The organism is Streptomyces sp. NBC_00370 (assembly GCF_036084755.1).
In the GTDB taxonomy this organism is placed as follows: Bacteria; Actinomycetota; Actinomycetes; order Streptomycetales; family Streptomycetaceae; genus Streptomyces.
Window position 1 is genome coordinate 4,508,936 of record NZ_CP107968.1, and the last position, 23,908, is coordinate 4,532,843.

Below are 23,908 nucleotides of genomic sequence, written 5' to 3' on the forward strand. Positions count from 1 at the left end.
GAGGGTCCGGACGGCTCTGAATGCTCAGAACATATGACGTTACCATCTGGAGGATGACGGGCGGATCGATTGGTGAGTGTGAGGGTGATGGGTCGGCTCAGCAGGGCGGAGCTGCAGGAGCGCAACAGGGCCAGGGTACTGGCAGCCGCCGAGGGGGAGTTCGCCGACAGCGGCTTTCGTGACGCCAAGGTGGACCGTATCGCGGAACGGGCCGGTCTGACCCGTGGCGCCGTGTACTCCAACTTCCCCGGCAAGCGCGGGCTGTACTTCGCCGTGCTCGCGGAGCGGGCCGAGCGTACCGAACGCGCACCCGCGGCGCCACGGCCCGAACCCGGCCGCACCCTCGGCGAGGCGCTCGGCGCGCTCGCCCGCGCCTGGGTGGCGCGGCTGCCGCTCGCTGACACGGACGAGCAGCACGGCGCGGCCAGACTCGGTGTGTACGTGGTGCCCGAAGTCCTCGCCGAGGAGCGGATACGGCGGCCGTACGCGCAACTGATGAAGCTCGACGCGCTGCTGCTCGGGCTCGCTCTTGAGCGGCTGGGGTCGGCGCCGGTGTCCGGGGCCGGGGCCGGGGCCGGGTCCGGGGCTACGTCCACAGGGGGGAGCCTGGTTCGGGTCGCCGAGGCCGTCCTGACCGTGCTGCACGGCGCGAGCCAACTGGCCGCCGCGGCACCGGGTTTCGTCGAGCCGTTCAATGTCGTGCGCGCCTGCGGCCAGTTGGCGGGTCTCGTCCTCCAGGAGCGCTACGCACCCACGCATGTGATCACCCGCGCGCTGCCCGCCGACGAGCCGTGGTCCCCGCCGCAGGGCGCGGTGGACGCGGTACGGGACGCGCCGGCGCGGCTCGGCGGCGACGGGGTGGTGGCCGTGCTCGGGCTGCACCGGATCGAGTCCGTCGAGGACGCCGTACGGGCGGCGCGGCCGGGCACGAGCGTGACCGCCGTGCTGGTCACCGGCAGTCCCGACGAACTCGCCCCGCTGGCCCGGCTGGCCGTCGCCGACCTGTGCGGCTGCTTGCGCCGGGCGTTCCCGACGGCCGCCTGGCCGCGGTTGCAGGTGGTGGTCGACCCGTCGGGGGTGGTGGCGGCTGCGGCCGGTGTGCCGGCCGTGAGCGAGGAGACCGAGGTCGCGATACGGGTCGAGGCGGGCCGGATCGTGAGCCGGGCGGACGGGCGCGGCGCGTGCCACGCGGCGGCGGGCGGGGCTGTCCTGACGGATGATCAGGGAGCGCGGGAAGTGGGGGTGCAGGACTCGCGGGTGCAGGAGACGCGGGTTCAGGATTCGCGGGTTCAGAAGACGCTGATCCAGGACGCGGGAGCCAAGGACGCCGGGGCTCAGGAGACGCGCGTGATGGGCGGCAGCCTGTAGGACCCGGTGACCACGGCGTCGCGCGGCTCGTACATCCGCAGGACGGGCCGGAACCGACCGGGCGGTGTGGGCAGCCAGTTGGCCGCCTCCGTCTCGTCCGCCGGGCGCTCGCTGCTCAGACGCAGCGTCAGCGAACCGTCGGAGGCGCGGACCAGGCCGGGGGTGCGGTCGCCGATCGAGTAGCGGTCCGCCGCGTTGTCGACCAGGTGGTACTCGGGCAGGTCGTACATGGTCACGGACCAGAACGCGTCGACGGGCGGCGCCTTCTCGAAGCGCAGCGTGTACGAACTGCCGCCGTCCAGCGGCTCGCCCGCCGCGTCGTTCCAGGTCATCGCGTACGCCGCCTCGTACCCGTGGTTGCCCCACAGCCCGGCGCGCGCGGCTGCCGCCCGCATGACCCGGGCCCTGGCCCGGTCCTCGACGATCCAGGCGGGGTCGGTGACGGTGCCGATCTCGAAGAAGTCGGCGTTGTAGTCGAAGGCGTGGTACGCCAGTTTCCAGCCGTTGTCCTCCGGGCTCATGCCGTGCGTGGTGGCCAGTTCCACCTTCTCCTTGCCGTCGGCGAACCCGGCCCGCAGCGCCTCCGCCAGTTCCGGATCGGGCGAGGTGTACGGACTGACGGCCTTCAGCAGCCCGAGCGGCGCGAACGTGCCCTGGTAGTCGATGTCGGCGGGGGCGGGCGGGAAGGCCGCCATCCGCACCCGCAGCTTCTCGAAGAACATCAGGCCGCCGTCAATGACGTCGACCACGCCGACGTCGGCGACCGGCAGCCCCTCGGCCTCGCCGGGCGTGCCGTACGGTTCGAGCGCCGTGGCGTCCTGGAGCGCGCGTACGGCTGCGATGTCCGCCTCGCCCGCGCACGCCCAGCGCGCGACGATCGAGGCGACGGTGGTGGGGAACGCGATCCGGGTCGCGCCCTGGGGCACCTTCCCCGACCAGCCGGGCGGTGTGCACAGGAAGCGGCCGGGGCGGGTGCCGGTGGCGCGGCGGCCGACGTACGCGAAGTTGTTGGTCCAGGCGTCCACGAACTGCATCACGTAGTAACGCCCGCCGGTGCCGGGCACGGTGAGCAGCAGCGGGCCCGCGCTGAGGTCGATCTGCGCCATCGAGTAGACGGTGTCGTTGTTGACGCTGACGAAGGTGTCGTCGGGGCCCGCGAGTTTCGTCGCGTGGCTGAAGGTGTTGAACGGGGCTGGGGCGACCGCGTTCATGCCCTTGCGGGTGAACCGGTCGACCTCGTCGAGGTTGAACACCATGGGATAGCCGTAGACGTACGCGTCACTGGCCAGCGCCTGCAGATCGCTCATCCTGATCGCCTCTTCCCGGCCGCAGGCTGACGGCCTCGGACATCTTCGGACATTCCCAATCCACGCTCTCATGACCCCGTCCGACCTGCCTGTTCTCCAGGTTGTCCACAGGCTGGGCGCGGTGTCGGGGGTGGCCGGTAAAGTCGGGTTCGTTGTCGTGTGCAGCCAACGGGGGCATTGCGGGCGACGCGGGCAATCGGGGGAGGCTGCCATGCCGGTCGGCATGACGACAGTGCGGGGAGCGGGGCGGGGGAGTGTGCCGCGTCCGGTAGCGCCGCGTGCGGTGCCGCGTCCAGTGGTGGTCGTGGCGTGTGTGCTCCTGGCGGCGCTGGCGCTGCTGGCCGGTGGTTCAACGGCGTCGGCCGCGGGGGGTGACGACGGCGGCACCCAGTCGGCGAGGCTCGCCGAGCTGCTGCGCCACAACCCCGTCTACGTCAGCGATCAGCTGCCCCGCGAGGTGCCGCGCTCCACGGCCCCGGCGTACGCGAAGCTCGCGAAGCGCACCGGCGTCCCCACGTACGTACTCGTCCTGCCGGACGCGAGCAGCGGCAGGTCGCTGCTCGGCGCCGTCCATGACCGGCTCGGCAAGGACGGGCTGTATGTCCTGGTCGGCACGACGGGCGTCACGGACGCGCGGGCCTTCGGTGTACGGGCCCCGGCCGCCGACGCCGCGACCGTCGCGCTGTATGCCTTGCCGTACGACGCGGGAGCGCTGCGCTCGTTCCAGGAGTTCGTCGGCGCCGTGGCGCAGGGCCCGGAGCGGGCGGCGCAGCGTGCCGACTCCCTGCGTGACGCGCACGCGGGGGACGGCAAGGCGGAGGTCGAAGACCTCTACATCGACCGGACCGACCGTGAGAACCAGTCGTTCCTCACGGGGATGCTGCTCCTGGGTGTGCCGCTGCTGGTACTGCTGACCGGTCCTTATGTACGGCGGTGGCGGCATCGCCGTACACAGGGGACGGACGGGAAGGGTGTTTCCCGTGCGAAGGCTGTTTCCGGCGGGCCGCGGGCCGCGCCGAAGGGCCTGTCCCTCACAAAGGCTGCTTCCGGCGCGAAAGGCCATTCCCTCACGAAGGGCGTTTCCCGGGCGCCACGGGCCCGGCCGAACATCATCGAGCTGGTCGTCGCCGGCGTCCTGGCGGCTCTGATCGGTTTCGGCGCGCCCCAGGTCTTCGACCAGACCATCGACAGCGCCACGGTCACGCCCACGCGCGCCGACCTGACGGCGCGGCTGGACCGGGTGGCCGCCGGGCTGCGGCAGGATCCGGTCTACACCGATCTGGAGAGCCCGCAGCTCCTGGACCCGGCGAGCCGCAAGCGGCTGGAGGCCGAGATCAAGGCGTTCACGCCCGGTCTCGTCTACGTCGCCGTCGTACCGCAGCTCACGGACGACGAGTCCGGCGGCGACGCGTACGCGTTCGCGGCGGCGCTGCACCGCCGGCTCGGCAAGGACGGTGCCTATGTCGTCGCCGACCCGCTGAACGGCGACATCGACCTGGTCAACTACGGCCTTCCGCTGGACCCGGACCGGCTCGGTTACCAGCTGCCGGACGACATCCGGCACGAGGACTTCGACCATCCCGCCGACGACCACCGTCTCGCGCAGCGGCTCGACAAACTGATGACGTTCCTCGGCGGCATTCCGCGTTCGGACGCCTCGGACACCGACACCCTGGGCAGCGGTACGGACGCCACGCCGGACCCGCTCTACGACAACGCCCTGCCGGCGCTGTACACCGGTGACTTCTGGCCGGGGCTGATGATCGGCGCGTTCGGTGCGGCCCTGCTGTTCGGCCTCATCACCTCCGGTCTGGGCATCGCGCGCCTGGTGGAGGTGCGGCGGCGCGAGCGCGGGACGGCTTCCCCGGGGAAGCCCACAACGGCCTTCGACGCCCCGGCGGCGCCGTCGCTCGCGTATCTGCGGCGGACGGCCCAGCGGGAACTGACCACGCTGGGGACCGAATTCGCGGTGGAGTCGGCCGACGCCGCGGTGCAGGCGCAGGTCTGGGACTGCTTCGACGCCGCGATGCTGCTGACCGACGGCGATCCGGACGGTTTCGTCGACAAGGATGTGCCGGCCGCCGACCTGGCCGCAGCGATAGCGCTGGCCAGGACGGCTCTCGCGATGCTCAGGACCCAACAGACCTATGCGCACTGCTGTGAACGCAACCCGATGCACGGACCGGCCGGCCGGGGCGGACCGGCTGCCCGGGGAGCGGCTGCCCGGGGCGGTTCTGCCGCTCGGGGAGGCAGGCGCCGTACGCCACGGCCATGGCTGTGCGAGGCATGCCGGACGGCCGCCGGCGGAGTCGAGCCCCCGGGCCTGACCCTGCCGAAGGGCGGCGGCCGGATCCCGTACGCGCAGGCTTCCGGCGCGCTGCCGGCGGCCCGCGACGGGATACCCCAGCTCATCGTCAAGGTAAGGGAGTACGCCAGTGTCCAGTGACCGCAAGCCGCTGCTCGCGGCGCTCCTCACAGCGCTCGCGCTGACCGTGCTCGGCGCGTTGCCCGCCACGGCCGCCGCTGCGACGGCCGCCGCCCCCAGCCCGGGACAGAAGATCGCCGACGCGCTGCGGGTGTCGCCCGTGTACGTGGACCCGGCGTACGCGGGCGCCGTACCACCCCAGCGGCAGAAGGAGCTGGTGGCCCGGATCGGCCGGACGGGGCTGCCGATCAAGGCCGCGCTGGTACCGCTGGTGAAGGGCGACGCCTTCGGCGGCGATCCGCAGATCCTGGCCGACATCATCCATGAGCAGCTCGGACATGGTGATCTCGTCCTGATCACCATGTCCGACTTCACGGACTCGCTGTCCGGACACGAGTGGCCCTCCGACACCCATCAGGCGAGGGACGCGGTCAGCGCCGTCGAGTTCATGGACTCGATGAAGGACGCCGGGCTCGCGGACCGCGTCGACAAGGCCGTCGATCTGATAGCCGAGGGGGACGGCTCGGCCGTGTACGACCGGGAGACCGCCGACCTGGGCGGCGGCGCGTCGTCGGACGGGGACAAGCCCGCGTCGTCGGACGGCGGCGGGGTGTGGCTGCCGGTCATGATCGGGCTCGTCGCGCTCGTGCTGTGCGCGGGCGGCGCGCTGTATCTCGCACGGCGCCGTCGGGGCCGGGCGCACGGCTCGCCGTTCGCGTTCCCGCAGGCGGTGTTCGCCGCGGCCCGCGCGGCCGACGAGGGCGAGCTGCGGCGCCGCGCCGACGCGGAGGTGCTCGCGCTCGGTGAGGCGGTGGAGGCCGCCGACGTGGCGGCGGTGCCGGGGCTCGGGCAGGCGCTCGACGCGTACGCCGCAGCGGGCAAGGTCCTCGACGGCGCGCGCGGTCTGCCGGACCTGGCCGGGGTGCTCGCGCTGGTCACAGCGGGCCGCGACGCGCTGGCCGGCCGGCCCGACGCGCTCCCGCTGTGCTTCTTCGACCCGCTGCACGGCCGGGCCGAGCGACGCGTCGACTGGCGTCCGATGGGCCGCCGTGACCGGCTCGACGTGGCGGCGTGCGGCGCCTGTCTCCAGGCGGTGCGCGCCAAGCGGGCCCCCGAGGTGCTGACCGACATACGCGCCGACGGCGTCCGGGTGCCGTACTTCGAGCTGCCGCCCGGCGACAGCGTCTGGGCGGCGACCGGTTACGGCTCGCTGGAGCCGTCCGGCAGCCCGGACGGCATGGCCGAGCGCGTGACGCGCGGCGACTTCACACGCAGCCGCCGGAGCTGACCGGAGGCGGAGGAGGCCGCGCCGAAATAGAGTGAATGTGGCATTCGTGTCATCTTCGTATGTTCCAGGCTCTTCCCTTTGATGATGTACATCGGAGTGATGCATGACTCGGCGGCGTCCCTCCCATGCGGTGAGCGCGGACGATCTGCTGAGCACCCTCGGGCGGCTGACCGCCCAGGCCCGTGAGGGCGCCGAGCTTCAGCAGGCCAGGGTGGAGCTGGCCGTCGCGCTGCAGCGCAAGATGCTGCCGGCCGCGCTGCCCGCCGTACCGGGACTGCGGGTGGCCGCCCGCTACGTACCCGCGAGGGACGGTCTGGACATCGGCGGCGACTGGTACGACGGCTTCCCGCTCTCCGACGGCACGCTCGGCTACTCGATCGGCGACGTCCAGGGCCACGACGTGGACGCGGCCGCGTTCATGGGCCAGATCAGGATCGGACTGCGGGCGGTCGCCAACACGGCGACCGACCCCGGCGAGGTGCTGCGCCGTGCCAACGACCTGCTGCTCTCGATGGACTCCGCCCTCTTCGCCACCTGCAGCTTCGTCTGCTTCGACCCGGTCGCGTGGGAGCTGCGCACCGCACGTGCGGGACATGTGGCGGCGGTCTGGGCCACCGACGACGGCCGGTACGGCTTCGCCGAGGACGAGGGCGGGCTGCCGCTGGGCATCCAGCCCGGCGAGAGCTACCCGGTGACTCGGCACCGGCTGACGCGGGCCGGCGCGTACGTCCTGCTCACGGACGGGGTGATCGAGGGCCCCACCTTCCCGCTCGACCAGGGCCTCGACCAGGTGGCCCGGCTGGTCAGGGAGGGCGCGGACGCCGAGCCCGGCGAGCTGGCAGCCGAGGTGCTGAAGGTGGCCGAGCTGACCGGGCACTCGGACGACGCGGCCGTACTGGTCCTGCGCCACGACGCGGCGCCGCCTCCGTAGCGCGTGTCACGGCCGGGCCTGAGCCGGTGACGTTGTCTGATGACTGCTGTGGTGCGTACCCAGGAACTCCGACGCCTTGCTGTGACCGCTCTGGGGATCGTCGTCGTCGCTGCCGCCTACTACGGGGCGGGACGCCTCGGTCTGATCAAGCGGCTCTACATCGACGGCGCCACCTGCACGCCACTGTGGCCACCCACCGGTGTCGCCCTGGCCGCGCTGCTCTTCATGGGACTGCGGATCTGGCCGGGCATCGCGCTCGGCGCGCTCGGCACCGTACTGACCCTCGGCCCGCTGGGATGGTCGAGCTTCGTGATCCTCGCGGGGAACACCCTCGCCCCGGTCTGCGCGTACCTCGTACTCCGGCGGCTCGGCTTCCAGCTGGAGCTGGAACGGCTGCGGGACGGCTTCAGCCTGGTCGTCGTCGGCGCGCTCGCCGGAATGCTGATCAGTCCCACGGTGGGCACCGCCGTGCTGGTGGTCGACGGGACGCTGCCGGAGTACGGCTTCTGGCCGGTCTGGACGGCGTGGTGGACCGGCGACGCCATGGGGGTGCTCGTGGTCACCCCGCTGTTCCTGCTCATCCGCAAGGCGTGGCTGGCCCGCGCGGCGCGGGGTCCAGGCGACGGCCGGCCGCTCCGTGACACGTACCGCACGATGGAGGTGGCGGCGCTGGTGGTGGCCGTCCTCGTCGTCGTACCGCTGGTCACGCACAGCACCGTGCCGCTGCTCTTCCTGGTCTTCCCCGTCCTGATCTGGGCGGCCCTGCGCTTCCAGCTCGCGGGGGCCGTGCCGATCGCGCTGTTCATCTCCGTGCTGACGATCGTGGCGGCGACGGACGGCACAGGCCCCTTCGTCCACCACAGCCTGACCGGGACGATGATCGCGCTCCAGGCGCTCAACGGGTCGGTCGCGCTGACCGCACTGCTGCTCGCGGCGATCGTGACGGAGCAGCGCAACGTGCACCGGAAGATCGAGCAGGTGTGTGTGGACCTGGCCGAGGTGGTGGAGAACCTCGCGCCGGGAAAGGCGGCGCAACACTGGCCGCCGGGGGAGCTGGGCGCAGGCGGCCCGGGCGACTGACCCCCCTGGGGTTCGTACGCCGTCCGCCCGCGCGCCGGGTCGGGTCGGCGCGGGGCGGGCAGGGGCTGACCGCGCCGGCTGACATCGCCGTACGGTGGAGGTATGGCCTCGCATCGGATGAACAAGTCGCCCGCCGTGGCGCAGGCGGAGACGGCCCTGCGCTCCCTGGGCGTGCGCGCCTCGTTCAACCAGCGGCCCGTGGGGCGCGGCCGGTGGTTCGCCGACTGGGCGGGCAAGCTGGCCGACTCCGACGTGTATGTGGCGTTCACCGGCAAGTCGCCGGACGCGCGCAAGGTGCGGCTGCTGCTCGACGACTGGATCTTCGACGACGTCATCGACGACCACGCGGGCAAGGTGCTCCAGGGGATCTTCTCCGCGGGGGCGACCGGGGTGACCGAGGCGACCCTCAGGACCAGACGCTCCCTGCTGCTCATCCCGGTCCAGGTGCTGAAGGTGTCCGTGGGGATGAAGCGCTACACCGCCACGCGGAAGCTCCCGTCGGAGGACGAACTGGCGCCCTGGGAGAGGGCGTTGACGGCCGACTGAGGCCCCGCCCAGCTGTGATTCGGACAGGCGTGCGGCGGATGAATATGCCGGGATCACGGTGTGTTCGCCTGCGGCTACCGGCACGCTGCTGCATGTCGATCCGAGTGCGGTGACAGCCGGGGGAGCACGTGTGGCCGGAGAACGGAGAAGCGTCCCGCACCACGTCGCGTGCGTGATGGACGGGAATGGCCGGTGGGCGGCGCTACGGTCCCAGCCGCGTACGTCAGGTCACCGGGCGGCCGAGACCACGGTGATCGACGTCATCGAGGCGGCGCGCACGGCGGGAGTGCGGTGGCTGAGCCTGTACGCGTTCTCCACCGAGAACTGGCGACGGCCCACCGACGAGGTCGACTTCCTCATGCGGCTCGTACGCCGCGTCGTACGCAAACACGCCACGCTGCTGCACGCGCGCGGCATCCGCTGCCGGTTCCTCGGTGTGGCCGACCCGAGGATCCCCGCGCCGCTGGCCCAGGACTTCGCCGATCTGATGACGCTGACCAGCGGAAACCGTGGCATGACGCTGACGGTGGCGTTCGATCACGGCGGGCGCGGGGACATCGTCGAGGCGGCCAGATCCCTCATCCGGAGCGGGGTGCGGGCCGACGCCGTGGACGAGCGGCACTTCGCGGCTCATCTGCCCTTCCCCGACACCCCGGACGTCGATCTCGTCATCCGGACCTCGGGTGAACAGCGGATCTCCAACTTCATGCTCTGGCAGGTGGCTTACGCCGAGTGGATCTTCCCGCCGGTGCTCTGGCCCGACTTCCGCGGGCCGCACTTCCTGGAGTGCCTGCACACCTATCAGCAACGCAACCGCCGCTTCGGCGGCGTGCCGCCGCAAGTGATCGGAGAACACCACCCGTGACGAAGAAGACCAAGCCCAAGGCGAACCCCCACCCCGACGCGACCCCCGGCCCCCCGCCCCCGCCCGCGACTCCGGCGGTGGAGATCGGCTCGCTCTTCGGCGCGGACTCCCAGTTCCACCGGTTCTTCAACGACCCGCGCTGGGCGCTCGCGATGCTCAGAGCCACGGTGCTGGAGGCGGCCCACCCGCAGATCGGTGCGGCGCTGCTCGACAACTCGACGTTCGTCGCCCACCCGTGGCGCCGGCTGCGTAACACGCTCGTCAGTCTGCAGCGCATGTTCGGGACCGACGACGCGGTCAGGGAAAGGGAAGCGGCCCGGCTCAACCGGCTGCACGCCCGGCTGAGTGGCGCCGACGTGCAGAACCGGCCGTACGACGCGATGGACCCCGAGGTGCGCGCCTGGGTCGTCGCGACGCTCTTCGAAAGCTCCGTCACCATGTGCCGGCTGAGCGGACAGCCGCTCGACCAGGACACCATGGAGCAGCTCTACGCCGAATTCCGCGCGTTCCTGGCGGCCTTGGGCAGCGACGCGGGCCATCTGCCGCCCACGGTGCCCGAGTTCTGGGTGTACTACGACCGCATGGTGGAGGAGGAGTTGGAGAACACGGAGGCGCTGCGCATCATCCTCTACCGGCTCTTCGACCATCTCCCGGCGCCGCCCCTGCTGGACGGCCTGCCGACCGTATGGGCCGCGAGCCGGGCGCTCGCCGGACCGGTGATCGGCACGATCACCGTCGCGTCCCTCCCGGAGCCCTTCCGCCGCCGGGCGGGCCTGCCCGAAGTCCCCGGCGCCCAGACCCTGATGCAGAGCATCTACCTGACGGCAGGCCTGGCGCGCTTCCTGCCCGACAACTGGCTCAAGACCGAGAGCCTCACCAACTTGCTCTACCTGACCCCGGATCCGTCCCCGGACGGCGACTCCCACGCCGCGACGCTGACCGCGCTGCGCGGCCGGATGAAGCGGGCAGGCGCACTGTTCCGGCTGGTCACGCCCTTTCCCGCGCAACGCGAGCCCGCCGATGGAACAACGCCCCTGCGCAGCGCGGGGGACTTCTTCACCGCGGTGCTGGACCAGACGGGGGACGGCTATCTCGACTGGCCCGACCTCGCCGCCATGGCCCGCGAGTTGGCCTCCCGCCTCGATCTGGACGAACCGGAGGAGACCAAGCTCTACAACGCGTACGCGGCATGGTGGCGAGAGCTCCAGGCGGCCCTGGACATCGACGGCGACGGCCGCGTCAGCAAGGACGAGTACGCCGCCGCCGTCCCGTCCCTGGCGGGCCCCGCGCTGATCAGGGTCGCCGAGGTGCTCTTTGACGTAACGGACGCGGACGGCAACGACTTCATCGACGCGGAGGAGTACCGCGCGCTGTTCCGTACCGCCTTCCGCCGCACACTGCCCGGCGCCGAAGCCCGCTACTCCCGCAGCGAGTTCGTGCAGGACTTCCTCTCCTTCATGTCCGGCCGCCGCTCCTCGACGGCATTCGACCCACTGCTCGCGGGCGCGTGAACACGTCGCGTCGGATTCCCCCTTTCAGGGGAACAGCGACGCGTGCCGGAATGCCCGCCGGCCAGGTGGACAGCCATTACGGGCGCCGGGGACCCGGCGCGGAAAAGGGGTCGGAATCATGCGCACAGAGGCCATCCAGCGGGTCGCACTGATCTTTTCACTGTTCGACGCGAACGGGAACGGAGTTCTCGACGCAGAGGACTTCACACTGATGACCGACAACGTCATCGCCGCGGCACCCCGCTCCGACGGACGGGCCAAGGAAGCGATCCGCGCGGCCTTCGCCCGCTATTGGACGACCCTGCTCACCGAACTGGACGCCAACGGGGACGGCGAGATCAGCTTCGAGGAATTCACCGCCTGCGTCCTGTCCCCGGAGCGGTTCGAGCCGACGATCGCGCAATTCGCCAAGGCCCTCTCCACCCTGGGAGACCCGGACGGCACCGGCTTCGTCGAACGCCCCCTGTTCATCGACCTGATGACGGCGATCGGCTTCCAACGCCCCAACATCGACGCCCTCTTCGACGCATTCGACCCAACCCCCGACGACCGCGTCGCGGTCCAGACGTGGGACGAGGCAATCAGGGACTACTACGCCCCGGACAAGGCCGGCATCCCGGCAGACCACCTGATCACAAAAACGGCGGCCTGACCGTCCGAAGAAACCCCGGTCCCGCGCCGCGAACCAGCGACGCGGGACCGAGGCGGCTCGGCGCACGCACCAACCCGCTGTATGCTCAGCCCCCTTTCAGGGGGGCGGATGTCAGACGTAAGACAACGCGGTTGCACACGCTGCGAGCGACAGTTGACCTCGGCCGAACTGCGCGAGGCTCAGAAGGCGACGAGCCCGCAGCGTGAACTGGAACCGCTCTGCACGACCTGCCTCTACCGAAGGCGACTCAACAACAGACGGCGCGCCGGGGTCGTTCTCCTGCTGTTCTTGGCTCTCATCTGGTGGATCGTGCACGACGCCGACACCAAAGGGAACCTCGACCCCGAATGCACACCGGAGTCCTACGCCGTCCAACCCTGCTGATCGACGCCTACAAGACCGTCGCACCGATCAGCCGGCGGCGGGGCCCGATCGCAGCGTCAGCAGGGTGATCTCGCTCGGGGCGAAGACCCGGAAGGGCGGGCCCCAGAAGCCGGTGCCGCGGCTGGTGTAGAGCTGGGTCCGCTCGCCGTGTCGGCTCAGGCCGTGGACCACCGGCTGGTCGATCCGGACGAGGAAGTTGAACGGCCAGATCTGGCCGCCGTGGGTGTGTCCGGAGACCTGGAGGTCGATGCCGCCGGCGGCGGCCTGGGCGACGTACTTCGGCTGGTGGGCGACGAGCAGGACCGGGAGGTCCGGGTCTGCCTCCGCCAGCGCGCCGGCCAGGTTCGCGCGGTGCCCGGCGAGGCCGGAGGACTCCGCGGTCACGTCGTCCACGCCCGCGAGGACCAGGGAGTCGCCGCCGCGCTCCACGACGACGTGGCGGTTGTGGAGCGGTTCCCAGCCCAGTTCGGCCATGCGGTCCAGCCAGCCTTGGGCTTCGCCGAAGTACTCGTGGTTGCCCGTGACGTAGACCTTCGCCAGCCGCGACCGGATGGTCCCGAGCGGCGCGGACTGCTCCCGGCGTTGTACAGGGGTGCCGTCGGCGATGTCGCCGGCGTGGACCACGACGTCCGCGTCGAGCGCGTTGACGGCCTCGGTGACGCGCTGCGACCAGCGGGCCCGGTCGATCGGCCCGTAGTGGGTGTCGGCGAGCACGACGACCTGAGTGCCGTCCAGACCGCCGCCGAGCCGGGGCACGTGGACGTCCAGCCGCTTCACCCGGGGGACGCGCATGGCTTCGTAATGCCCCCAGGCCAGCAGCCCGGCGGAGACCACAGCGACGGCCACGGCGACGATCCTGGCCCGGTCGGGTCCGCCGTCTCCGCCGACACCGAGCCCGATCAGCACGAGATGCACCAGCCCGCCCAGCAGCGACCAGGTGAACAGCACCCAGACCATCCCGAGGGTGCTGTCCGCGAAGCGAGCCGCCCGGTCGGCCCTCCGGCCTCCATGGCCCGCGACCATGAGGAACGGGAAGGAGACCAGCCATGCGGCGAAGACGACCGTGCCGGCCAGGAAGACCGGGAACGGCCAGTCGACCCCGGAGGCGAACAGCGTCCACCACGGCACGAAGAACAACAGCCCGAGGACAAGAAAGACAACGACCCCGCCCAGCCGCCGCCGCACAGACCGCCGAGGACGCGGACTCCCGCCCTCGTCCGGCCGAACGTCCGTCTCCACCCGGGTGGATTCGCTGTCTGCCACTGCCTCGCCCCTCACATCCGCCGTCCCCGCGTCAGTCCCCATCATCCGCCCCCGGGTGGCCCCGTGGAATCGTCCGGCTCCGTGACCTAACCCGGCGCGCGTCTGCCGCCCTCAGCTCATGAGCGAGTGGAGCAGGCGTAGTACGGCACTGACCAGGGCGTTGGCCGCGCCGGTGGCCAGTGCGAGGGCGAAATGCCGGGAAGTGCGGCTCCACAGTGCGCCAGCGGTTGAGGGGACTTGCCGCTCCTGTGGCGTTGTGGGTGTGACGTCCATGACGTTCTCCATCTCCTTGGTGCCGGTTGGGATGCCGATGGAGCAGCATCCGGAGGGTTTCCGGCGACCGGCCGTCCAGGAGCAGGGCCGTCGCTAGCCTGGCCAGGAGGGGCGCGGCGGGTATTCCGGAGAGATCCGGATCCGGATCCGGTCCCGGATCCGGTCCCGGGCCGGAACCGAGGCCGGGATCGGAACACAGGCCGGAGGGCGGTACAGGGGTGGGACGTGAGATCGAGCGGTTCTTCGCCGAGCTGAGGAAGGCGTACGAGGCTGCCGGTGAACCGACGCTGGATGCGATGCAGCGTCTGGGGGGCGGCCGGTCAACGACAGCCCCGGTGCTGGGGAGTTCGAGCCTCAGTGAGTGGCTGGGCGGTGTCTCGGTGCCTGCGAAGGCGAGCGAAGGCTTCCTCCTGGACCTGGTCGCCTACCTTCATCAGCGGGCCGCGCTCCCCGAGAGCGGGCGTTCTGGCGTCCCCGTGCGCGTCCACGCCGACAGGGCGCTATGGCTGAGCATGGTGCGTGCCGCACGTAAGGAGCGGGCGGCGGAACGGCCTGGTGGCCGGCCGCGAGCCCGCGAACGAGAAGTACGGCCGGTGTCCGGGCCGGTAACCCTGCCGCCACCGCCCGACGACTTCGCGGGCCGCACCGCCGAACTCGACGAAGTTCTGCGCTGTTTGGACCCGGAAGCCGACGGTTCCGCGACCGCGACCGCGACCGCGGTTGTCGTCTCGGCGGTGGCGGGGATGGGCGGGATCGGCAAGACCGCACTCGCCCTGCACGCGGCCCATCAGGCACACGGGCGCGGGCGGTTTCCGGGAGGCGCCGTCTTCGCGGACCTGCGCGGGTACAGCGCGCAGGACCCCGTGGGTGCGGGCGCTGTCGCGGACAGGCTGCTGCGCGCCATGGGCGTACCGGCGCGACAGTTACCCGGCACGGACGACGGCTCGGTGGATGCCTGGCAACGCCTGCTGAATTCCTTGGCAGTTGAGGGAACCTCACTGTTGGTGGTGCTGGACAACGTCCGTGATCTGGGCCAGGTCGGCGCGCTGCTGCCCAGGTCCCCGCACCGGGCCCTGGTCACCTCACGGCAGGCGTTGTCGTCGCTGCCCGCCCACCGCGTGAGCCTTGCACCGCTGCCACCGGACGAGGCGGTGGCCGTACTGAACACAGCGCTGCGGGCCGGGGAGACCGACGACGTACGCTGCGCCGCCGACCCGGTCGGAGCTCTGGACCTGGCCGAGCTGTGCGGCCGACTGCCGCTCGCGTTGCGCATCACGGCCGCGCTGCTGCGGGCGGACTCCGAGCGGCCGTTGGCGGCTCACGCCGCAGACTTACGCGAGGTCCGCAGCCGACTGGACGCGCTGGAACTCGACGAGGAAGACGCCGAGGGCCGGCCGCTGGCGGTCCGGGCCAGCCTTGACCTGTCGTACCGGCACCTGACGGCGGAATCGGCCCGCGCCCTGAGTCTGCTCGCCACCATCCCGGGCCCGGATGTCTCAACGGCCACTGCTGCCGCTGTACTTGACCTCCCCCGGCCTGATGCCCGCCGTCATCTCGCCGGCCTGGCGCGCCATCATCTGCTCACCCGTGCCGACTTGAGTAACGCGGGTGCGGACGCCGTGCTGTCCCCTGAAGATGCCGAACGGTGGTCCCTGCACGACCTGGTACGGCTCTACGGGACCGAGCAGGCCGACCGGCACCCACCCGAGGTCGCGGCTGCGGCGCGGAGACTCGACGTACGTTTTACGGAGTTGACCGCAGCCGCGCGCGACTGTCTGGGCAGCACAGCGACCCCAGCACCGGGCCCCGCCCCAGCTCCGGCTGCTCACGAATTCGGCAGCGCCACACAGGTGCTGGCCTGGCTCGATGCCGAACGGGCCAATCTCGTCGCCCTGGTCGCCGCCGCCCGGCAAGCCGGCCGCTGGCGGTCGGCTCTCACCGTCACTTCCAACCTTCACCACTATCTGGAGGAGGGCTGGTACGGCGCCGACGCCTATCAGTGCGGCACGCACGCGGTGGAAGCAGCGAGACATCTGACGCCGGCTGATCTGGCGGCCGCGCTTTCCTTCGTCGGCAACGCCTGTCGCCTGACAGGCCGTCTGGACGAGGGAGTTGAACGGCTGACCGAAGCCGTGGGCGTGGCAGGGAACGCCGGTCGTCCGGGTGCGCTCAGCTCGGCGCTCCACAACCTGGGCCTGGTCCACGCTCGGCGCGGTGACTGGGCCAGCGCCGAACATGTCCACCGCTTGGACGTGGAACTCTCGCGGAGCTGCGGCGACCGGCGGGGCGAAGCCATGGCACTGGTCGCTCTCGCGGATACCCACCGCGCGAGCGGCGCCCCCCAGGACGCCGTCTCGGCTACGGTCCGAGCCGCACACCTGGTCCGCGAAACGGCCGACGTGCACGGAAGTGCCATGGTGGCGCTGAGCCATGCACAGACCCTGCTGTACGACGGCCGCACACCGATAGCCGCGCTGACTCTCCTGGCCTGCGCAGTCCGCGACTTCCGGACAACGGGCTCGCAGGCGAAAGTAGCGGTCGCCTCCATCAAGCTCGGCGCTGCCTACGGGGCGCGGTGCATGGTCTGCCACGGCTCGGATGCCGTCCGATGGACCCGGGAAGGACTCGCACTCGCCGAAGCGGGCACAGACCAGGCACTCACCGCCCAGGCTCTGCACCAACTCGGCAGCTTCCTCGCACACACAGGTGACCGCGCCGGCGCCCGCCCGGTACTGGAACGGGCCGTGGCCGCCTGTACCGCGGTCGGCGACACCGAACGCACACGGGCGGCCCGCTCGACCCTGTCCCACCTGGGCAAGCCCAAAAAACCGTTGATCTGCGACGAGACGCCCCCGCCGGGGCCCGGCGAGCAGTTCGACGTCACGGAAGCCATCGAAACCATCGCCGGGGGCGCCCCCAAAACCCTCTGCCTCGTCGCTGACCCAGTCTGGCGCGCCCTCTTCGGCGTCGATCGTGACCCCACCTGAGGCACGCTGTGATCACGAACGCCGAAGGGCCCCACCGCCGTGGGTCTGTGCTCACCGCTCCGCTTCTTCACGCAGACTCCGCGGCGCTGCCCGTCATGGCGGTGCGGCGGCGCTCGTGCTCGCGGCGATCGGGCTAGCCGTGGTGGCGCACCAAGGGCGCCCGACTCCCGCGGTAGATGTTGACCTCGTTGTGGATGTCGCCGACGTTGAACTTGATCAGGCCGCCGCAGGCGAGGAGGCAGAAACCGGTCGGGGTTGTGGGAGGCGTCGGCGCCGCTGAGATCAGCACTGTCGTTTCGGCGTTCGAGGCGCTGCAGTTGTCGTTGCCGTTGTAGGCGGCGGTGATCGTGTGCGTGCCTACGGTGGACAGGTTGGCCGTGTACGCCGCGGCCCCGGCGGCGGTGACGGGGACGGTGGCCAGAATGTCGCCGCCGTCGAAAAACGTCATGCCCAGGCCGCCGCTGGGATCATCCGGGCAGGCCACCATCGCGGTCAGATTCACCGGTTGGCCGATCGTCGCGGCCGATGGTGACGCCTGGGCCGTGGTCGTCGACGCCTCCGCCGCCGCTGCTGGCGAGGAGAAGGCCACTACCGCCGTCAAGGCGGCGAGGGGGACCAGGTTCCAGGCTGCCCGATCGTTCCAACGTGTCACTGTTCGACTCCCTGTTCGGTCACGTGCCGAGGTCGACGCGGTACTGCAGTAGCGACACAGTAAGGCGCTAATCCTGCCATTACATGACAAAAATGGGCGATCGGCGGATCTGATCACGGAGGTTCCCCCGGATGGGCGGGACCTGGGCATCACACGGGTGGCGCCTGCCCGGCATCACGCCGGGCAGGCGCCCACACCCCCCACGCGGCGCCAGGCAGGCCGCCGCACCCCTCGACGCGGTTCGGGGTCGGCGCGCCTAGATCCCGGGTGGTGAAACGCGCGTGTACGTGCGGGAGTTGCTGACGCCGCCGGCCGTGGTGACGTTGACGGAGACAGGCCCCGCCGGTCCCGCGGGCGCTTGGGCGACGATGGTGGTGTCGGACAACACGGTGAACGCGGCGGGTACGGCACCGAAGGAGACGGTGGTCGTGGTGGTCATCGCGGTGCCAGTGAGGGTGATGCCGGCCCCCGCGTCCGTCGGCCCCAGAGCCGGCGAGAGGGCGGTGAGCACCGGGGCCGCCACGTAGGTGTAGACCACGGTGTTGCTGGTCCCGCCCGGCCCGGTGGCGGTGACGGGCACCGCTCCTGTTCCGGCGGGTGCCACGGCGGTGATCTGGGTCGCGGAGTTGACGGTGAACGTGGTGGCGGCGTTGCCGCCGAAGGCCACCGCCGTGGCTCCGGACAGGCCGGTGCCGGTGAGGGTGACCGTTGTACCGCCCGACGCCGGACCCTGGTTGGGGGAGACGGCGATGAGGGAGGGCGCGTTCAGGTAGAAGAAATAGACGGGGCCGGTGGTGCCGCCGACGGTGGTGGCGGTGACGGGCACCGCTCCTGTTCCGGCGGGTGCCACGGCGGTGATCTGGGTCGCGGAGTTGACGGTGAACGTGGTGGCGGCGTTGCCGCCGAAGGCCACCGCCGTGGCTCCGGACAGGCCGGTGCCGGTGAGGGTGACCGTTGTACCGCCCGACGCCGGACCCTGGTTGGGCGCGATGGCGGTGAGGGCCGGCGTGGCCGCGTAGGTGTAGGTGACGGAGTTGCTCGTCCCGCTGGGGGATCGCACGGTGACCGCGACGGCCCCGGTGCCGGACGGTGTCACCGCGGTGATCTTCGCGGAGGTGTCGACCGTGTAGCTGAGGGCGGGGTTGGCGCCGAAGGTGACCGACGTGGCTCCGGTGAAGCCGCTGCCGTTCAAGGTGACCGTGCTGCCGCCTGCGGCGGACCCGGTGTTGGGGACGACGGAACTGAGGACGGGGGCGGCGGCCGCGACGCTGGGTTGTACCGCTCGCGCCGTTGGATCACTGTTTTCCACGGTGTCTCCGTAGGTGTGCCTCCCCGCCCGGGAAGGTCGGGGACTACTGATCGGATCCCGCCCGCCACCACCACCCGTCACGCGGGCTCCGGCGACGTCGGGAGAACGCTCGCGGCCTGGTCTTGACGTGGCGCGGGGTTGGACGGCTCGGGCCCCCGGCCCGGGGATGACTTCCGAACCGGGGGCTTGTGAGGCGGGCACGGCGCCCTGTGTGGTCGGCGCGTCCGCTATGGGTGGGACGACGATCGCCGGCGGTGGCCGGTCCCCTCCGGGGCGGTCAGATGCCGGGCCCCGCGAGATAGGTGTACGCGTCCGCGGCGGTCGCGCTGGCCGCGTCGTTGGTGACGACGACGTCGACGGCGCCGGCCGCCCCGGGAGGCGTGACGGCCGACACCGCGGTGTCGGAGAGCACGGTGAAGGGCGCCGGGTTCCCGTCGAAGGTGACCTGGTTGGTACTGGTGAGGCCGGTACCGGCCACGGTCACGGTCGTGCCGCCCGTCGTCGGCCCCTCCGCGGGGGTGACCGTAGTCACCGTCGGAGCGGCGACGTAGGTGTACGACAGCCCGTTGTTGGTGCCGCCCGCAGTGGTGACGCTGACTCCTACCGACCCTGCGGTGCCCGCCGGTGCGGCGACGGTGATCCTGCCGTCGGACACGACCGTCGGGACCGCGTTGTTGGCGCCGAAGGCGACGCTGCTGGCGGTGGACAGGCCGGTCCCGTTGATGGTCACGGTCTCGCCGCCCGCCGTCGACCCGGAGGTCGGGCTCAGGGACTGCTTGAACGGTGCCCCGACGTAGAAGAACGGGAGGGGGTTGCTCGTCCCTCCCGGCGTGGTCACGGTGACGCCGACCGACCCGTTACCCGAGGGGGAGACGGCGGTGACCTGGGTGGGCGAGACGTTGGTGACGGCGGTGGCGGCCCGGGTGCCGAAGCGCACGGCGGTGGTGCCGCTGAGACCGGTACCGGTGATGGTGACGAGTGTGCCGCCGCCACTTGATCCTTGATTCGGGCTGATTGGCATGAGAGCTTCTTCCTCGCTCGCAATGCGGTACATTACGAGCAGTGATGGGGCGTTCGGATTTCTCGGGTGCCTCGACCGGGTGCGAATCGGATCTCATGTCCACTGGCCAGGTGGTCATTCGGTGGCCCTGCGATGGCGCGCGCTTGGCGGTGTCGGCCGCCTGCGTGATACGCGGGGCTATCGAGGAACACCGTGATTCCGGCGTCGGCCGACGCTCGAATCAGCGACCTGCTCGCATCTGGCCCGAAGGTTACACATCCGTCGAAACGGACACTTCGAGTAGGCCATCCGGGTGGCATGACCACAAGGCCTATGCCAAAACGCCAGCCATTCGGTCGAGCGCTCAAGAGTGAAACACGGCGCCCTGAGGGCGTATTTGTGAATAAAAGATATTGATTTTATAGTATTTTTGAGACCGGAATTGAGCGGTCCGCCTCCTCTCGCGACCGATCGGTGACCTCACCACCACTCACCGCCGCCCCGCAGGGCACTCGCCGCCCCCTCGTGCCGCGCTCCCCCCCCCGTTCGGGTGAAAAAGCGCCCCGGGCATTGCCACCGCCGCTAGCCACTGGGCTACTTCGCCTAACAAACAGCTGTGTTGGTCGACAGGCCGGTCCGCGGTACTCCAGGTTCGTCGACCCATGGATTCGAGGAGTCCCCCATGGCGGTTTCACCGAACCAGGGATCCACCGGCGGCGGCGACGCGGTGACCCTCACGGGCAGCCACTTCACCGGCACCACCGGCGTGCGCTACGCCTCCCGCCAAGCCGTGAGCTTCACGGTCGTCAGCGACACCACCACCGAAACCATCACCCCCTCCGGCCACGGCCCCGTGCCCGTCTCGGTGACAACCCCCGGGGGAACGGGAGTGGTCGGAACCTTCTACTACCTGCCACCGCCCTCTTTCCGCCTCGTCCCGCCTCCCGCCGGACCCCTGGCAGGCGGCAACACGGTGACCCTCACCGGCCTCGGCCTGTCCACCACGAGCCAGGTCAGCTTCGGAACGCAAGCCGCCCGGTTCACCGTCGACTCCGACGGTCAACTCACCGCGATCGTCCCCTCGGCGCTCTCGGCGGGCCCGGTCGCAGTCACCGTACGCACCCGGGGAGGGATCGCCGGCGCGGTCACCTACACCTACCTCGGCCTCCCTGTCATCACCGTCGTCACCCCCGATTCGGGACCAGAGGACGGCGGCAACCTCGTCGTCATCACCGGCACCGCGTTCTCCCACACCACCGCCGTCACCTTCGGCGCGATACCCGCCACCTCCTACCGGGTCGCCTCCGACACCGAGATCGACGCCCTGGTACCCGCCGGAGCGCGCGGCCCGGTCGATGTCTCCGTCACCACCCTCGGCGGTACGACCACGGCCTCGGACGCCTACACCTATCTGGGGCGTTTCGCGGTGCTGGGCGGACAGTCCGTCACCAACACCGGCTTGTCCACCATCACGGGAGACCTCGGAGTCAGCCCGGGGGTTTCCGTCACCGGATTCCCGCCCGGCCAGGTGGACGGAACCATCCACATCTCGGACGCAGCTGCTCTGGAAGCCCACGCCGATCTCGCCGCGGCGTACGACAACGCCGCCGGCCGGATCCCGGACGCCGGCATCTCCGGAGACCTCGGCGGCCTGACGCTGACTCCCGGCGTCTACAACGCGACCTCTTCCATCGCGCTCACCGGCACCCTCACGCTGGATGCTCAGAGCAACCGCAACGCCCAGTGGATCTTCCAGATCGGATCGACTCTGACGACGGCAACAGCAAGCCGCGTACTTCTCGCCCATGGCGCCGCAGCCCGCAACGTCATCTGGCAGATCGGAAGTTCCGCCACCCTCGGCCCCGACACCGCGTTCGCCGGCAGGATCCTGGCCGCGACATCGATCACGGTGAACGCCGGTGTGACCGTCGCCGGCCAGACCCTGGCCCGCGACGGCTCCGTGACCCTGGACACCAACACCATCACCCGCCCCTGGTGAGCCAACCCGCCCGTGGGTACCGCCGTTGCGGCGGCGGGCGGCCCGTGGTCCCTGGGGGCGCACGAGGCCGTGCACGAGGAAGCGGGGACATTCTGACCTGGGATGCGGCGATCGGTGCTGGCTGGTTCGGACGGGGCCGGACGGGAGCGAATGAGACCAGGGAACTGAGACCGTCGCGACCCCGCAGCCGATGCTGGGGGGTCGCCACTGCCGCTTCTGACCGTCAAGGCTTCAGCTTTGTGTGTCTCCGGGTAGGCGACACCGGGACCGGTCAGCAGCTGCCGCCGCCCTTTGGTTCGCTCGTCACGGAGTCGGATCGCGATCACGGTCCCGTCGGCGCGGATGGACACCGCGTTCCACTGTTCCGATGTGCTGCGATCCGGCCACTGCGCCGGTGTGGCCGCGGCCGAGGCGGACGGATGAGCTCATGGCTGCCACCCCAACGACCAGAACCGTGGCCCCGCCCTCCGGAATAGGGCGGGGCCACGGCGTCGGTGGGCCCGTCGGTACACCTATGGGGTCTTCCCGGCGGCTTTGTCGTTCACGGCCGGGTCGACCCACTGCTGCCAGCGCGGGCTGGCCGCGATGGTACGCAACTGGGCTTCGGTGAGCGAGGTGGCGGTGACGAGGACCCTGGTGCCGTCGGGGCGCAGCAGGTCGGCGGTACGGGTGCGGACACCGTCGGTGGTGGTGGTGTACGCGAGCAGCATGGCGCCGCCTTCGAGGCTGCTCAGGTGGCAGTCGGTGAGGGGCGTGGTGCTCCGGACGTCGCAGGTGTAGAGGTGCTGCAGCTGACTCCTGCTGGTGTCGTGGCGCTGTTTGGCGATGTCCGATTCGTGCCTGCGGCGGGCGGCGTCCTTCTTGCCGGCCTCCTTGTCGGGTGCGACGGTGCCGCCGCTGTCCGTCCCCGGCGATGCCTTGTCCGCACCGGGGGCGGTGCCGGGAGCGGCCTCGGCCTCCGCGGGGCTGAAGACGAAGTCGCCCATGAACCGGACGTCGACGACGTTCTTGTCGGGGCGGGTGGTGATGCTTCCCGTGGTCTGGACGGATGCGAAGCGCGGATCGGTGTTCTGCCAGCGGACGGTGGGCTGTGCGCCCGCCCCGCCGGGGAGCAGGTCCCGCAGGATGTCCACGGTCGCGGCTCCGGTCAGGGCCTCCTTGCCCGCGGGCGGGGAGGTCTGCGCCCCGACGGCCGCGAAGTCGGGGATCCTGACGCTGGTCGCGGTGGTGTCGTCGGCGTGGCTGCCCGGCAGCACGGTGACGACGGCGAAGGCGGTGAGTGCGGAGAGCGCGGTGCCCGCCGTGCTCCAGGCCACCGCCCGCCGGCGGCGCCGGGTGCGGCGGCCCCGGGTCACGGCGCCGCTCACCAGGGTCTCGGTCTGCACCGGAAGGTCGCTGAGCGTCGAGCTCATGGTGCGGGACAGCTCGGGTCCGAAAAGGTCTGCGGCTGGGTCATCGTGTTCGTGCAGCGGCATCGGAGCACCGTCCTTCTCGCTGGCGGGCAGGGTGGTTCGGTTGGACTGCCATGATCAGTGCGGAGAGTACGAGGCGTGCTCGCCACCGATGAGCTTGCGCAGCCGGGACAGGCCGCGCGCGCTCCGGTTGCGGACGGATCCCTGGCTGAGGCCGAGTTCACGTGCCGTCTCGGCCACGCTCCTGTCCTCCCAGTACCGCAGGATGACCACGGCTCTCTCACGCACCGGGAGCTCCGCGAGCGCGGCAAGGAGCGTGACCCGCAGTGCGGCGTCCGAATCCATGGCCGTGCCTTCGGGCACGGCCGAGACCGGGCGCTCGGTGGAGCGGCGCAGCCGGGTGTGCGAGATGAAGCTGCGCATCAGCATGGTCCGTACGTACGCCTCCGGGTTGTCGGCCCGTCGCACCCGGTGCCAGGAGGCGTACGCCTTGCCCAGGGCCGTCTGTACCAGGTCTTCGGCGAGGTGCCAGTCCCCGCAGAGCAGCAGGGCGGTACGGAACAGGCGCGGGCTGCCGGCACGGGCGAACTCCTCGAACTGCCCGAGGTCCTCCGAAGACGCCACTGTGCCCCAGCCCTTCAGCCGATCGGAGTGCT

At 71.0% G+C, this 23,908-nt stretch carries 18 protein-coding genes; 11 read left to right on the forward strand and 7 right to left on the reverse strand.

What is annotated here, in order from left to right:
- The first annotated feature begins 87 nt into the window (after positions 1 to 87).
- Positions 88 to 1,368 (forward strand): TetR/AcrR family transcriptional regulator, encoded by a 1,281-nt coding sequence (locus tag OHS57_RS20090; RefSeq protein WP_328582889.1) that lies wholly within the window; start codon positions 88 to 90, stop codon positions 1,366 to 1,368.
- Here the strand turns inward: OHS57_RS20090 and OHS57_RS20095 are convergent.
- Positions 1,335 to 2,675, reverse strand: a complete 1,341-nt coding sequence (locus OHS57_RS20095; protein ID WP_328582890.1) for a DUF1254 domain-containing protein — start codon at positions 2,673 to 2,675, stop codon at positions 1,335 to 1,337. The two genes, OHS57_RS20090 and OHS57_RS20095, sit on opposite strands and share 34 nt — an antisense overlap.
- 304 nt (positions 2,676 to 2,979) lie before the next feature.
- Here OHS57_RS20095 and OHS57_RS20100 point away from each other — a divergent pair, with 304 nt between their 5' ends.
- The 8 genes from OHS57_RS20100 to OHS57_RS20135 all read left to right on the forward strand — a co-directional run bounded on the left by OHS57_RS20100 (position 2,980) and on the right by OHS57_RS20135 (position 11,973).
- Positions 2,980 to 5,121 carry a PulJ/GspJ family protein gene (locus OHS57_RS20100; protein WP_328582891.1) on the forward strand — a complete coding sequence of 714 codons (2,142 nt, stop codon included), beginning with the start codon at positions 2,980 to 2,982 and terminating at the stop codon, positions 5,119 to 5,121.
- Positions 5,111 to 6,388 carry a hypothetical protein gene (locus OHS57_RS20105; protein WP_328582892.1) on the forward strand — a complete coding sequence of 426 codons (1,278 nt, stop codon included), beginning with the start codon at positions 5,111 to 5,113 and terminating at the stop codon, positions 6,386 to 6,388. The genes OHS57_RS20100 and OHS57_RS20105 overlap by 11 nt, the downstream gene beginning before the upstream one ends.
- A gap of 103 nt (positions 6,389 to 6,491) precedes the next feature.
- On the forward strand, positions 6,492 to 7,319 hold the full coding sequence (locus OHS57_RS20110; protein WP_328582893.1) for a PP2C family protein-serine/threonine phosphatase: 828 nt from the start codon (positions 6,492 to 6,494) through the stop codon (positions 7,317 to 7,319).
- A 48-nt stretch (positions 7,320 to 7,367) separates the two neighbouring features.
- A complete protein-coding gene (locus tag OHS57_RS20115; protein WP_443043082.1) occupies positions 7,368 to 8,399 on the forward strand; it encodes an MASE1 domain-containing protein in 1,032 nt (343 codons plus the stop codon).
- A gap of 102 nt (positions 8,400 to 8,501) precedes the next feature.
- Positions 8,502 to 8,945: a hypothetical protein gene (locus OHS57_RS20120; protein ID WP_328582895.1), complete on the forward strand. Its 444-nt coding sequence runs from the start codon at positions 8,502 to 8,504 to the stop codon at positions 8,943 to 8,945.
- Positions 8,946 to 9,054: 109 nt separating this feature from the next.
- Positions 9,055 to 9,810: a polyprenyl diphosphate synthase gene (uppS, locus tag OHS57_RS20125; protein WP_328582896.1), complete on the forward strand. Its 756-nt coding sequence runs from the start codon at positions 9,055 to 9,057 to the stop codon at positions 9,808 to 9,810.
- Positions 9,811 to 9,887: 77 nt separating this feature from the next.
- On the forward strand, positions 9,888 to 11,321 hold the full coding sequence (locus tag OHS57_RS20130) for an oxygenase MpaB family protein (RefSeq protein ID WP_328585115.1): 1,434 nt from the start codon (positions 9,888 to 9,890) through the stop codon (positions 11,319 to 11,321).
- Positions 11,322 to 11,439: 118 nt separating this feature from the next.
- On the forward strand, positions 11,440 to 11,973 hold the full coding sequence (locus tag OHS57_RS20135) for an EF-hand domain-containing protein (protein WP_041986950.1): 534 nt from the start codon (positions 11,440 to 11,442) through the stop codon (positions 11,971 to 11,973).
- 411 nt (positions 11,974 to 12,384) lie between these two features.
- Here OHS57_RS20135 and OHS57_RS20140 read toward each other — a convergent pair whose 3' ends face one another.
- On the reverse strand, positions 12,385 to 13,620 hold the full coding sequence (locus OHS57_RS20140; protein WP_443042925.1) for a metallophosphoesterase: 1,236 nt from the start codon (positions 13,618 to 13,620) through the stop codon (positions 12,385 to 12,387).
- Between the two features lie 491 nt (positions 13,621 to 14,111).
- On the opposite strand from OHS57_RS20140, the gene OHS57_RS20145 reads away from it, so the two are divergent.
- The gene (locus OHS57_RS20145; protein WP_328582897.1) at positions 14,112 to 16,880 is read left to right on the forward strand and encodes a tetratricopeptide repeat protein; all 2,769 of its coding nucleotides are present in this window, start codon (positions 14,112 to 14,114) and stop codon (positions 16,878 to 16,880) included.
- Positions 16,881 to 17,013: 133 nt separating this feature from the next.
- Here the strand turns inward: OHS57_RS20145 and OHS57_RS20150 are convergent, their stop codons facing one another.
- The 3 genes from OHS57_RS20150 to OHS57_RS20160 all read right to left on the reverse strand — a co-directional run bounded on the left by OHS57_RS20150 (position 17,014) and on the right by OHS57_RS20160 (position 19,862).
- Entirely contained in the window at positions 17,014 to 17,481 is a 468-nt protein-coding gene (locus tag OHS57_RS20150) for an Ig-like domain-containing protein (RefSeq protein WP_328582898.1), read from the reverse strand.
- 307 nt (positions 17,482 to 17,788) lie between these two features.
- On the reverse strand, positions 17,789 to 18,841 hold the full coding sequence (locus OHS57_RS20155; protein ID WP_328582899.1) for an IPT/TIG domain-containing protein: 1,053 nt from the start codon (positions 18,839 to 18,841) through the stop codon (positions 17,789 to 17,791).
- A 277-nt stretch (positions 18,842 to 19,118) separates the two neighbouring features.
- Positions 19,119 to 19,862, reverse strand: coding sequence for an IPT/TIG domain-containing protein (locus OHS57_RS20160; protein ID WP_041986942.1), 744 nt, complete (start codon positions 19,860 to 19,862; stop codon positions 19,119 to 19,121).
- 661 nt (positions 19,863 to 20,523) lie between these two features.
- On the opposite strand from OHS57_RS20160, the gene OHS57_RS20165 reads away from it, so the two are divergent.
- Positions 20,524 to 21,840, forward strand: coding sequence for an ice-binding family protein (locus tag OHS57_RS20165; RefSeq protein ID WP_328582900.1), 1,317 nt, complete (start codon positions 20,524 to 20,526; stop codon positions 21,838 to 21,840).
- Positions 21,841 to 22,352: 512 nt separating this feature from the next.
- On the opposite strand, the gene OHS57_RS20170 is transcribed toward OHS57_RS20165, so the two are convergent.
- Positions 22,353 to 23,252 (reverse strand): hypothetical protein, encoded by a 900-nt coding sequence (locus OHS57_RS20170; RefSeq protein ID WP_328582901.1) that lies wholly within the window; start codon positions 23,250 to 23,252, stop codon positions 22,353 to 22,355.
- Between the two features lie 117 nt (positions 23,253 to 23,369).
- A complete protein-coding gene (locus tag OHS57_RS20175) occupies positions 23,370 to 23,876 on the reverse strand; it encodes a SigE family RNA polymerase sigma factor (protein WP_328582902.1) in 507 nt (168 codons plus the stop codon).
- Positions 23,877 to 23,908 lie beyond the last annotated feature (32 nt).